Below are 12050 nucleotides of genomic sequence, written 5' to 3' on the forward strand. Positions count from 1 at the left end.
CATCATGCACTTGATGTGTATAGTGCACATAGATCGATGATGAGGAGAACCCCATGACCAGACCCGAGTCCGCTGCTCGGCCCGCCGGCGCCCCGCCGGAGCCCACCCGCGCCGGCAGCACCCTCGCGGTGCTGGCCTACACCGGCGTCGTCGCCTCGCTGATGCAGACCCTGGTGGTCCCGCTGCTGGGCGACCTGCCCCGAATCCTGCACGCGTCCGCGTCGAACGCGTCCTGGGTCGTCACCATCACCCTGCTGGTGGCGGCGGTGGCGACGCCGGTCGCGGGACGGCTCGGCGATATGTACGGCAAGCGCCGCATGCTCATCGCCTCGACCATTCCGATCATGGTCGGCTCGATCGTGTGCGCGGTGTCGACCTCGCTGATCCCGATGATCGTCGGACGCGGGCTGCAGGGCCTGGGCGTGGGCACCATCCCGCTGGCCATCGCCCTGCTGCGCGATGTGATGCCGCCCGAGCGCCTCGGTGCGGCCATCGCGCTGATCAGCTCGTCGCTGGGCATCGGCGGCGCGCTCGGCCTGCCGATCGCGTCCGCGGTCACCGAGTACAGCAACTGGCGGGTGATGTTCTGGGCCGCAGCGGTTCTCGTGGCGATCGCCACCGCGCTCATCGTCGTGGTCGTGCCCGAGGGCACCTCCGAAGGACCGTCGGGCCGCTTCGACATGCCCGGCGCGCTACTGCTCGGCGCGGCCCTGGTGTCCCTGCTGCTGCCGGTGTCGAAGGGCGCGGCGTGGGGCTGGACCAGCGGCTCGACCCTCGGGCTGTTCGCCGCGGCCCTGGTGCTGCTGCTGGTGTGGGGCTGGTGGGAACTGCGGGCCCCCGAACCGCTGGTCGATCTGCGGATCACCGCCCGCCCGCAGGTCCTGGTCACCAACCTGGCCAGCATCGCGGTCGGCGTCGGCCTGTACGCGCTGCAGCTGAGCCTGCCGCAGCTCATGCAGCTGCCCGAGGCGCTCGGCTACGGCCTGGGCCAGTCCATGGTCATGATGGGCGTGTGGATGGCCACCGGCGGCATCATGATGATGGTCATCTCGCCGATCGGCGCGAAGCTGTCCGCGGCACGCGGCCCGAAGATCACGCTGGTCACCGGCACGCTGATCATGGCCGCCGGCTACGGTGTGGCACTGCCGCTGATGGGGTCCATCGGGGGCCTGGTGGTCGTCAACATCATCTGCAGCACCGGTGTCGCCTTCGCCTACGGCGCGATGCCCGCGCTCATCATGGGCGCGGTGCCGCAGTCGGAGACCGCGGCCGCCAACAGCTTCAACACCCTGATGCGCTCGATCGGCACGTCGGTGTCGGCCGCGGTGGTCGGCGCGGTGCTGGCGCAGATGAGTGTGCAGCTGGGCAGCCACAGCATCCCGACCGAACACGGCTTCCGCACGGTGTTCCTGATCGGCGCCGTCGTGTGCCTGGTCGCCGCGCTGATCGCGGTGCTGATCCCGGTGCGGCGCGCGGCGCAATCCGTGCCCGCCCAGCGGCCCGAGACCGCGAAAGTCCTCGCGGACAACTGATTCCGAACCGGATCGGGCGCGTCACAGCCATCCGTCCGCCGCGGCCACGCAGGCGCGGCGACGGATGGCTTACTCGTTCTCGCCGGTGTACTTCGCGCCGAGTTCGCGGAACCGGTCCATGGCCTCGGCCGCGCGCATCTTGTCATTGGAGCGGATGGCCATCATGGGCACGTACTCGTCGTGCACCAGTTCCAGCCGCGCCCAGGACTTCTTGTCCGGGAACGAGATCCCGCGGATGTCCTGCCACCCGAACTCGCTGTCGCCGACGATATTGCGCACCATGACCCCGCGCTTGCCGACCCGCACCCGGGGCCGGGTCAGCGTCAGCACACCCGCGGCCAGCACCAGGCCGAACGCCGCCAGGCCGATCTGATCGGAGACTCGGAAGTTGACGCCGGTGGAGCCCTGGCGCAGCACGATGCCGCCGAAGATGAAGACCGCGGCCAGCACCGCGGCCACGATCCGCACGGTGATGATGGCGTGGCGCGGGCGGACTTCGAGGTCCCACTCAGCGTCGGTGGCGGTGGCGGTGTCGGGCTTCATGGGTGGATCGGACTCCGGCTTCTGCTGCTCGGTACCGGCCTGCGCGGGATGCGCGGCAGGCCCTTCCGTCGTCGCGGGGTCGCGCGGCGGTTCCTCTTCGGAGCCGCCGCGCTTCCAGATCCGGACGACGGGCATGACTAGGCGGTGAGTTCGCGCAGGGTGAGCGCGGCGTCCAGCGCGGCCGCGGCGGCCTGCTCGCCCTTGTTCTCCGCCGAACCCGGCAGGCCCGCGCGGTCGAGCGCCTGCTCCTCGGTGTTCACCGTGAGCACGCCGTTCGCGACCGGGGTGCCCTCATCCAGCGACACCCGGGTCAGGCCCGCGGTCACCGAATCGCACACGTACTCGAAATGCGGTGTGCCGCCGCGGATCACGACGCCGAGCGCGACCACCGCGTCATGGCTGCGGGCCAGCGCCTGCGCCACCACGGGCAGCTCCATGGCGCCCGCGACCCGGACCACGGTGATGTCGGCGACGCCCGCCTCGCGCGCGGTCTTCTCCGCGTTCGCGACCAGCGCGTCGCAGATGGTGGTGTGCCAGCGCGAGGCCACGATCCCCAGCTTGAGGTCCTTGGCATCGGCGAGCTCGAACGCCGGTACGCCGGTACCGCTCATCGTTGTTCCGCCCTCTCGGTTGTCAGTTCGCGGTCTCGCCCAGGTCCAGGTCTTCCAGGCCGACCAGGTCGTGGCCCATCCGATCCCGCTTGGTGCGCAGGTACCGCAGATTGTGCTTGTTGGCGCGCACCGGCATGGCCACGCGCTCACTGATGCTCAGACCGTAGCCCTCGATCCCGGCCCGCTTGTCCGGGTTGTTGGTGAGCAGCCGCATCGAGGTGATGCCCAGATCGACCAGGATCTGCGCGCCGATGCCGTAGTCGCGGGCGTCGGCGGGCAGGCCCAGGTCCAGGTTGGCGTCGACGGTGTCCGCGCCGCCGTCCTGCAACTGGTAGGCCTGCAGCTTGTGCAGCAGCCCGATGCCGCGGCCCTCATGGCCGCGCATGTAGAGCAGCACGCCGCGGCCCTGCTCGGCGATCAGCTCCATGGCGGCGTCGAGCTGCGGGCCGCAGTCGCAGCGCAGCGAACCGAAGGCGTCACCGGTCAGGCATTCGGAGTGCACGCGCACCAGCACGTCGCGGCCGTCGCCGATATCGCCCATCACCAGGGCGACGTGCTCGGCGTCGTCGTACTCGCTCTCGTAGCCGATGGCCCGGAACTCGCCGAACTCGGTGGGTAGCTTGGCCTCGGCGACCTGCTTGACGTGCTTCTCGTTGCGGCGCCGCCAGGCGATCATGTCGGCGATGGAGATCAGCGCCAGGTCGTGCTCGTCCGCGAAGATGCGCAGCTCCTCGGTGCGCGCCATATCGCCTTCGTTCTTCTGGCTGACGATCTCGCAGATCACGCCGGCGGGGCTGAGCCCGGCCATGCGGGCCAGGTCCACGGCGGCCTCGGTGTGGCCGGGGCGGCGCAGCACGCCACCGTCCTTGGCGCGCAACGGAACCACGTGGCCCGGGCGAGTCAGGTCGTCGGACTTGGCGGCGCGGTCGGCCAGCACCCGCATGGTGGTGGCGCGGTCAGCGGCCGAGATGCCGGTGCTGATGCCCTCACGGGCGTCCACCGACACGGTGTAGGCGGTGCCGTGCTTGTCCTGGTTGACCGCGTACATGGGCGGCAGGCCCAGGCGATCGCAGTCCGCCCCGGTGAGCGGCACACAGATGTAACCGGAGGTGTAGCGGATCATGAAGGCCACCAGCTCGGGGGTCGCCTTCTCCGCCGCGAAGATGAGGTCGCCCTCGTTCTCCCGGCCCTCGTCGTCGACGACGACAACCGCCTTACCGGCGGCGATGTCGGCGACTGCGCGCTCTACGGTGTCGAACCTGGTCACGTCTGTTGTGCTCCATCTCGAATTAGGTGCCTCATTACAGTAAGGCAGAGTCCAATTTGCGCCGCCTCCGGCGTCGCGGGGTCGCGGCCCTGGAGGTCTCGTTCTTCCCTCCCTCCGCTCCTCCGCTTCGCTCCCCCGCTCCACTCAGTCCAGAACGAGACGGGCCGCGACCCTTGTGCGTCAGCCTCGCTGCACGAGCCGCTCGACGTACTTGGCGATGATGTCGACTTCGAGATTCACGACGGTGCCGACGGGCGCGGTGCCCAGGGTGGTGAGCTCGCGGGTGGTGGGGATCAGCGAGACCTCGAACCAGTCCTTGCCGCCGTCGGCGAAGGCGTCCTCGGCCAGGCCGATGCCCGAGACGGTCAGCGAGATGCCGTCGACGGTGATCGAGCCCTTCTCCACGACATAGCGGGCGATGCTGTCGGGCAACGAGATTCGCACGACCTCCCAGTTCTCGTGCGGGGCGCGCGAGACGATGGTGCCGGTGCCGTCCACGTGGCCCTGCACGATGTGGCCGCCCAGGCGGCTGTTCACCGCCGCGGCGCGCTCCAGGTTCACCCGGGAACCGGCGGCCAGGGCGCCGATGCTGGAACGGTCCAGGGTCTCGGCCATCACGTCGACGGTGAAGGTGTCGCCGACGACCTCGCGGTCCACCACGGTGAGGCAGACGCCGTTGACGGCGATCGAATCACCGTGTCCCGCATCGGAGGTCACCAGGGGGCCGCGGATGGTCAGCCGCGCCGAATCGTCCAGCCGCTCGGTGGCGACGATCTCGCCCAGCTCCTCGACGATGCCTGTGAACATGCGTACCTCTCCCTGATCGCGACTGCGTTCTCCGCTCGAGCCAACAGCGCGCCCCGCACGCGGTATTCCCGCGCGGACGGCCGTCCCCCTCAGCCTAACGACGCGCAGTCGTAGGCGACATGCGGCCTCGTTCACTGGAGCGTTGGATACCGGTGGATGGACGAAATCGGGCATTTGCCAACTTGCGATCCGCAGATTGTCCGAATTGCTTGGTATCACCTATCACCGGGTCGGAATTGACCGGGATTTTCCATAGCCTGACCAGGCCCAACGCCGAGAGGTACCCAATTCGCGACTCGCTTACACCGGAATCTTGCGCGGCAGCGAAAATGGTCGCAAGATTGTTATGCAGCTGATTCCAACAGTTCAACTCTCCGCGAGCAGTTCAGTGCAGAACGGTCAACGCGTCCACGGCCGGGCCAGGCCGGGTGACGATCTTCGCCAGCAATCGAACCGAAGGAAGGTTGGACCCCGCGCGGGTCGGATCCAGGTGACACACAACATAATCGGCACAGTCAGGGGTGCGGCGTGACAACGCTTCTCGATTCGACACTCGAAGTTCGCTGCGTGCAGTACCGGCGCGAATTTCACCTGCCGGCATCGATCGATCCGACCTCACGGCACATCCTGCTCGAGATAGGCAGCCGTTACGGCGCCGTCACCATGCCCGCCGACCTCGGCGAACACGTCCGCCGGCAGCTCACCCAGGCCGATCTGGCCGGCCCGGTGGTGCACCACCCCCGGGCCCGGCGCTGGACCTTCATCACCGGCCCCGCCCGGCCCGAGACGCTCAGCACCGCGGTCACCGCGGCCCTGTTCCGCCGCTACGCCACCGTCGCGTGCCCCGGCGCGCAGGTGGTGCTGCCCTCCGCCGAGGACGAGCGCACCGGCTACCGCACCTGGATCCGGTCGCCGGAGACCACCGACACGGTGCCGCCGCTGGAATCGGTGATCGAGGCGCTGCTCGAGCACTGAGCGCCGATCCCGGCGGCGTCCGCGAGCTACTGGGCCGACGCCGCCTCGACGGCGATCACCTTCTGCCGCAAGGCTTCCACCGTCGCGGCCGGGTCCGGGGTGCCGTACACCGCGGAACCCGCCACGAAGCAGTCGATTCCGGCCTCGGCGGCCTGCTCGATGGTGTCCATATTGATGCCGCCGTCGATCTCCACCACCAGGCGCAGCTCACCGGCGTCCACCAGGCGGCGCACCTGACGGGCCTTGTCCAGCACGTGCGGGATGAAAGACTGTCCGCCGAAACCGGGTTCGACGCTCATCACCAGCAGGGTGTCGAAATCGCGCAGGATCTCGAGGTAGGGCTCGATCGGGGTGTTCGGCTTCACCGAGAGACCGGCCTTGGCGCCCGCCGCGCGAATGTCACGAGCGACCGCGATCGGGTCGTCGGTGGCCTCGGCGTGGAAGGTGACGTTGTAGGCGCCCGCCTCCGCGTACCACGGGGCCCAGCGCTGCGGGTCCTCGATCATCAGATGGCAGTCCATCGGAATGTCGGTGACCTTCAGCAGGCTCTCCACGATCGGCGGGCCCAGCGTCAGGTTGGGTACGAAGTGGTTGTCCATCACATCGACGTGCACCCAGTCCGCGCCCTCGATCGCCCGCAGCTCGGCGGCGAGGTTCGCGAAGTCGGCGGACAGGATGGACGGGGCGATCATCGGGGCCGGACGCTGGAAAGGGGAGGAAGAGGTGCACACACGCGGCAGTCTATCGGCACCGCCGAGTGCGTCCCGCGTCACGGGAATGGCTGATTGCCGCGCACCGGAATGGGTAGCCTCTACAGGGTGATCAACATTTCGGCGGAACAAGGGTTGCGCGGCACACCGGTCGAAATCGGTGTCGCCGCCTCCGTATCCCAGTTGCCCATCGTGCGCGGACTCGCCGAAACCCTGGTGCTGCTCAGCGATTTCACCCTCGACGAGGTGGCCGACATCCGGCTCGCCGTCGACGAGGCCGCCTCCACCCTGATCGCCATCGCCGCCCCGGGGTCCACGCTGCAGTGTCTGTTCACCGTCGGCGAGTCCGACCTGATCGTGCGGGTGCGCGGCACCGCCGCCGCCGAGGGTCTACCCGATCAGCGCAGCTTCGGTTGGCACGTGCTGCGGACCCTCTCCGACGAGGTCACCGCCAGCCAGGAACCCTTCGATCCGGCGATCTCCGGATACCCGACGGCGGTGGAGTTCCGGCGGGTCCGGGGGAAGGCGTAGTGACCGGAGAAGACGTGTTCCCATCCCCCGACGACGCGGCCCGGCCCGAGGATCCAGCCGCCGACACCGAAACCACCGAACCCGAGGAACCGGCCGAGGAGACCGTCGACGCCGAGGAGGCGGAGGAGGTCGCGCGCAGCGTCTCCGGCTATGACGATGTCGCGCTGCTGTTCGAGGAACTCGGCGCCGCCGCACCGGGATCCGCGCGGCGCGCCGCCCTGCGCTCGCAGCTGATCAACCGGTGCATCCCGCTGGCCGACCACATCGCCCGCAAATTCAGCGGCCGCGGTGAGCCTTTCGACGACCTCACCCAGGTCGCGCGGGTCGGCCTGGTGCACGCGGTGGACCGCTTCGACATCTCCCGCGGCTCCAACTTCCTGTCCTTCGCGGTACCCACCATCATGGGCGAGGTCCGGCGCTACTTCCGCGACAACACCTGGGCCATGCGGGTGCCGCGGCGCGTCAAGGAAACCCACCTGCGTATCGGCTCCGCCATCGACGCGCTCTCCCAGCAGCTGGGCCGCTCCCCCACCGCCAAGGAGATCGCCGCCGCGCTCGACATCGACGCCGACGAGGTCACCCAGGCCGTCATCGCCGGAAACGCGTACCAACCCAGCAGCATCGACGCCGTCTCCGTCGGCCGCGACACCGAGGCGTCCCTGCTCGACACCCTCGGCGAGGAAGAATCCCAATTCGACCGCGTCGAGGAGTACGTCGCCATCCGCCCGCTGCTCGCCGGCCTCCCGGAACGCGAACGCCGCATCCTGACCATGCGATTCTTCGAATCCATGACCCAGACCCAGATCGCCCAGCAGATGGGCATCTCCCAGATGCACGTCTCCCGCATCCTCTCCAAAACCCTGGCCCGCCTGCGGGAACAGTCTTCCCGGGAATGATCCCGGCGTGGCCGGTCGGCGGTATCGAGGGGGCCTGGGTAGATTGCGATCGGGCCATGATCGCCTCGGGACGCAAAGGGGTCGGTGTTGTCGCAACCGCTGCCGTTCGATTCGCTCTACCGGCACGGATTCGCGCGGGTCGCGGTGGCGGTGCCGCCGGTGCGGGTCGCCGACCCGGGTTTCAACGCCGAACAGACGCTGCTTCTGGCGCGCCGCGCCGCGGCCGAGCACGGGGTGCTGACGGTGTTCCCCGAACTGGGGCTGTCCAGCTACACCGCCGACGATCTGTTCCATCAGGACGCCCTCGACGCGGCGGTCGGCGCGGCGCTCGAACGTCTCGTGGCCGAATCCGCGGGCATCGACACGGTGCTGGTGGTGGGCGCCCCGGTGCGGGCGCAGGGCCGATTGTTCAACTGCGCCATCGCGATCCACCGGGGGCGAGTACTGGGGGCCGTGCCCAAGAGCTACCTGCCCAACTATCGCGAGTTCTACGAGAAGCGTCAGTTCGCGGCCGCGCGCGAGGCGCTCGAAGACCACATCGTGATCGCCGGTCAGCGGGTGCCGTTCGGCGCCGATCTGCTGTTCACCGCGATCAACCTGCCGGAGTTCGTGTTCCACCTCGAGATCTGTGAGGACGGCTGGGTGCCGTTGCCGCCCAGCGGTTTCGCCGCCCTCGCCGGCGCGACGGTGCTGGTGAACCTGTCGGCGAGCAATATCGTCATCGGCAAGGCCGACTACCGGCGCGAGCTGTGCGCCTCGCATTCGGCACGCTACCTGGCCGCCTACCTGTATTCCGCTGCTGGACACGGCGAGTCGACCACCGATATGGCCTGGGACGGGCAAGCACTGGTGTGCGAGAACGGCAATGTGCTCGCCGAGGGCGAGCGGTTCGCGGCGAATCCGCGGCTGATCACCGCCGATGTCGATCTGCGGCGGCTGAGTGCGGACCGGTTGCGCACCACCAGTTTCGCCGACACCGTGCACGATCACCGGGAAAGGCTGGCACGGTTCCGGCGCGTCGAGGTGGAACTGCCCGTGCCCGCCGGGACGGTGCCGCTGCGGCGCGACATTCCGCGTTTCCCTTATGTCCCCGCCGATCCGGCCCGCCGCAACGAGCGTTGCGCGGAGGTGCACCGGATCCAGGTGGAGGGGTTGAGCACGCGGCTGGCGGCCACCGGGTCACAGCGGGTGGTGATCGGGGTGTCCGGCGGACTGGACTCCACGGTGGCGCTGATCGTGGCGGCCGAGACGATGGACCGGCTGGGGCTGCCACGCGCGAATGTCCTGGCCTACACCATGCCCGGATTCGCCACCAGCGATCGCACCCTCGACGACGCGCGGCAGCTGATGCGCGCGGTCGGGGCCACCGCGCACGAGATCGACATCCGGCCCTCGGCCACCCAGATGCTGCGCGACCTCGGCCATCCCGCCGCCGAGGGGGTACCGCAGTACGACGTCACCTACGAGAACGTGCAGGCCGGCGAGCGTACCTCCCACCTGTTCCGGCTGGCGAACATGCACAACGCCCTGGTCGTCGGCACCGGCGACCTGAGCGAACTGGCCCTGGGCTGGTGCACATTCGGCGTCGGCGACCACATGGCGCACTACAGTGTGAACGCCTCGGTCCCCAAAACCCTGATCAAGTACCTGGTCGCCTGGACCATCGACACCGGCGGCCTGGGCCCGGAAGCGAACGGGGTCCTGAGCTCGATCCTGGCCACCGAGATCTCCCCCGAACTGGTTCCCGGCGACGGCGACGCGCCCGCCCAAAGCTCCGAGGCCACCGTCGGCCCCTACGAACTCCAGGACTTCCACCTCTACCACCTGCTGCGCTTCGGTGACCTGCCCAGCCGGATCGCGTACCTGTCCTACCACGTCTGGTCCGATCCCGCTCGCGGCGACTGGCCCGATCTCGTTCCCGCCGACCAGCGCCACCACTACGACCTGCCCGCCATCAAGCACTGGCTGGCCGAATTCCTGCACCGCTTCATCCAGACCAGCCAGTTCAAGCGCTCGACCCTGCCCAACGCCCCCAAGGTCGGCTCCGGCGGCTCACTCTCCCCCCGCGGCGACTGGCGCGCCCCCAGCGACGCCTCGGCCGCCGCCTGGCTCGCCGACCTCGAACTCAACGTCCCCGACCGCTGACCCGAATGCCGAGGCGAGGCGGGACGCCGCCGGGCATCGGGCCGCTACTCCTCCGCGCTCCGCGACAATATGCGCCGGGCAGCCACCCCGCACGCCCGGCAGCGGCATCCGCGCACGGCACACCCCGGCTTCCCAGCGCACGACCGGCAGGCGAATCGTGCGAATTCGCTACGCCTCCACTGGCTTTCGCAACGCCGCGAGGAACATGGCGTCGGTGCCGTGGCGGTGCGGCCACAGCTGGGCGCCGGGGCCGTCGCCGAGTTCCGGGACGCCGGGGAGCAGCTCGCGGGTGTCGAGTTGTTCGGCGCCGGTGCGGCGGACCATGTCGGCCACCACCGAGACCGTTTCCGGTAGGTGGGGCGAACAGGTCGAGTAGACCACCACGCCGCCCGGACGGACGAGATCCCATGCGGCGGTCAGGAGTTCGCGCTGCAAGGTGACCAGGTCGCGGACGTCGGAGGGCTGGCGGCGCCAGCGGGCCTCCGGGCGGCGGCGCAGCGCGCCCAGTCCGGTGCACGGGGCGTCGACGAGGATGCGATCGAAGCCCGGGGTCAGGCCCGAATCGCGGCCGTCCGCGACGTGGACGTCGACCGGCATGTTGCGGGTGGCCTTGCGGACCAGGTCGGCGCGGTGCTCGGCCGGTTCGACGGCATCGACGCGGAAGCCGTCGATCTCGGCGATCGAGGCCAGCAGCGCGGTCTTACCGCCCGGGCCGGCGCACAGGTCGAGCCAGCGGCCGCCGTCCTCACCCTCGAGGGGTGCGCGGGTGACGGCGAGCGCCACCAACTGGCTGCCCTCGTCCTGCACCGCGGCCATACCCTCGCGGACCGGTTCCAGCTTCGCCGGATCGCCGCCCTCGAGATACACCGCGTACGGCGACCAGCGGCCTTCCTCGCCACCGGTGATCAGCGCGAGCTCCTCGGCGGTCATATCGCCGGGCCGCGCCACCAGGTGCACGGCCGGCCGGGCGTCGTCGGCCTCGAGGACGTCCTTCAGTTCGCCCGCTCGCGCGCCCAGCGCGTCGGCGAACGCCTGCGCGATCCACACCGGATGCGCGTACTCGAAGGCCAAGTGCCCCAAGGGATCCGACGGCGCGAGCCGCTCCACCCACTCCTCGGGCGTGCGCTCGGCCACCCGCCGCAGCACCGCGTTCACGAACCCGGCCCGGCCCTGCCCGTACTCGGCCCGCACCAGCGCCACCGAGGTGTCGACGGCCGCGTGCGCCCCGATCCGGGTGCGCAGCAACTGATAGGTCCCCAGCCGCAACGCGTCCAGCAACGGCCCATCGATCTCCTCGACCCCGCGCCCCGCGCAATCGGCGATCACCGCGTCCAGCAACCCCACCGACCGCGAAGCCCCATAAGCCAACTCGGTCGCCAGCGCCGCATCCCGCCCACTGATCTTCCGCTCCCGCAACAACCCCGGCAGCACCAGATTCGCGTAGGCGTCCCGCTCCCGCACCGCCCGCAGCACATCCCGCGCCACGATCCGCACCGGATCGGCCCCCGCCTTCTCCGCCCGCCGCGCCGCCGCGGCGCCCGGTTCACCCGCACGCGCGCCGGCACCGGCTTGCTTGGCGCCGAAGGAACCACCACCCGAGCCGGACTCGGCCCGGTCACGCTTGCCACCCGGCTGCTCCGAACCCGAATCACGGCCGCGCGCAGCGAATCCACGACGGTCGTCAGCACCGCGACGTCCGCCGCCGGAACGTTCCGCGCCACCGGAGCGCTCATACCCGCCCGAGCGGCCACGGCCCCCACCGGTATCTCCGAAGGATCGGGCGGCGGCGTCACGCCCATGCGAGCCCTCGCCTCGACCCGAACCACGTTCTCCACCGGGGTATCCGCCGCGACCGGCATCGTCGCGCCGTCCGCCGCCGGACCGATCCCAGCCGGTGTTCCGCTCACCACGACCCGAGCTGCCGCGAGAGTCCTCGCCGAAAGAGCGCCCGCGCGAATCCGAGTCGCGGCCGCGACCCATGCCCGGCCCGTCGCCGTCACGGCCACGCGGGCCGCCGAACGAACGCTTCGACC

Annotated in this window: 11 protein-coding genes; 5 read left to right on the plus strand and 6 right to left on the minus strand. The window is 69.9% G+C overall.

What is annotated here, in order from left to right; genetic code table 11:
* The first annotated feature begins 53 nt into the window (after positions 1 to 53).
* Complete coding sequence (locus ACWELJ_RS01200) at positions 54 to 1532, plus strand: MFS transporter (RefSeq protein WP_452364163.1); 1479 nt, start codon at positions 54 to 56, stop codon at positions 1530 to 1532.
* Positions 1533 to 1601: 69 nt separating this feature from the next.
* On the opposite strand, the gene ACWELJ_RS01205 is transcribed toward ACWELJ_RS01200, so the two are convergent.
* The 4 genes from ACWELJ_RS01205 to ACWELJ_RS01220 all read right to left on the minus strand — a co-directional run bounded on the left by ACWELJ_RS01205 (position 1602) and on the right by ACWELJ_RS01220 (position 4760).
* Positions 1602 to 2210 carry a PH domain-containing protein gene (locus ACWELJ_RS01205; protein WP_452364164.1) on the minus strand — a complete coding sequence of 203 codons (609 nt, stop codon included), beginning with the start codon at positions 2208 to 2210 and terminating at the stop codon, positions 1602 to 1604.
* A gap of 2 nt (positions 2211 to 2212) precedes the next feature.
* Positions 2213 to 2686, minus strand: a complete 474-nt coding sequence (gene ribH / locus ACWELJ_RS01210) for a 6,7-dimethyl-8-ribityllumazine synthase (RefSeq protein WP_357083247.1) — start codon at positions 2684 to 2686, stop codon at positions 2213 to 2215.
* 22 nt (positions 2687 to 2708) lie between these two features.
* A complete protein-coding gene (locus tag ACWELJ_RS01215) occupies positions 2709 to 3953 on the minus strand; it encodes a bifunctional 3,4-dihydroxy-2-butanone-4-phosphate synthase/GTP cyclohydrolase II (RefSeq protein WP_452364165.1) in 1245 nt (414 codons plus the stop codon).
* A gap of 180 nt (positions 3954 to 4133) precedes the next feature.
* Positions 4134 to 4760, minus strand: a complete 627-nt coding sequence (locus ACWELJ_RS01220; protein WP_452364166.1) for a riboflavin synthase — start codon at positions 4758 to 4760, stop codon at positions 4134 to 4136.
* A 528-nt stretch (positions 4761 to 5288) separates the two neighbouring features.
* Here ACWELJ_RS01220 and ACWELJ_RS01225 point away from each other — a divergent pair.
* Complete coding sequence (locus tag ACWELJ_RS01225; protein WP_452364167.1) at positions 5289 to 5735, plus strand: hypothetical protein; 447 nt, start codon at positions 5289 to 5291, stop codon at positions 5733 to 5735.
* 26 nt (positions 5736 to 5761) lie between these two features.
* Here ACWELJ_RS01225 and rpe read toward each other — a convergent pair whose 3' ends face one another.
* Positions 5762 to 6427: a ribulose-phosphate 3-epimerase gene (gene rpe, locus ACWELJ_RS01230; protein ID WP_452364202.1), complete on the minus strand. Its 666-nt coding sequence runs from the start codon at positions 6425 to 6427 to the stop codon at positions 5762 to 5764.
* A gap of 126 nt (positions 6428 to 6553) precedes the next feature.
* Here rpe and ACWELJ_RS01235 point away from each other — a divergent pair, with 126 nt between their 5' ends.
* From ACWELJ_RS01235 to ACWELJ_RS01245, 3 genes are all read left to right on the plus strand, one after another.
* On the plus strand, positions 6554 to 6976 hold the full coding sequence (locus ACWELJ_RS01235) for an anti-sigma factor (protein ID WP_452364168.1): 423 nt from the start codon (positions 6554 to 6556) through the stop codon (positions 6974 to 6976).
* Positions 6976 to 7872 (plus strand): RNA polymerase sigma factor SigF, encoded by an 897-nt coding sequence (locus ACWELJ_RS01240; protein WP_452364169.1) that lies wholly within the window; start codon positions 6976 to 6978, stop codon positions 7870 to 7872. Before ACWELJ_RS01235 ends, ACWELJ_RS01240 begins: the two co-directional genes overlap by 1 nt.
* An 87-nt stretch (positions 7873 to 7959) precedes the next feature.
* Entirely contained in the window at positions 7960 to 10017 is a 2058-nt protein-coding gene (locus ACWELJ_RS01245) for an NAD(+) synthase (RefSeq protein ID WP_452364170.1), read from the plus strand.
* Positions 10018 to 10185: 168 nt separating this feature from the next.
* Here the strand turns inward: ACWELJ_RS01245 and ACWELJ_RS01250 are convergent, their stop codons facing one another.
* Entirely contained in the window at positions 10186 to 11502 is a 1317-nt protein-coding gene (locus ACWELJ_RS01250; RefSeq protein WP_452364203.1) for an RsmB/NOP family class I SAM-dependent RNA methyltransferase, read from the minus strand.
* Positions 11503 to 12050: the final 548 nt, after the last annotated feature.

It is taken from the genome of Nocardia sp. NPDC004582, assembly GCF_053602115.1.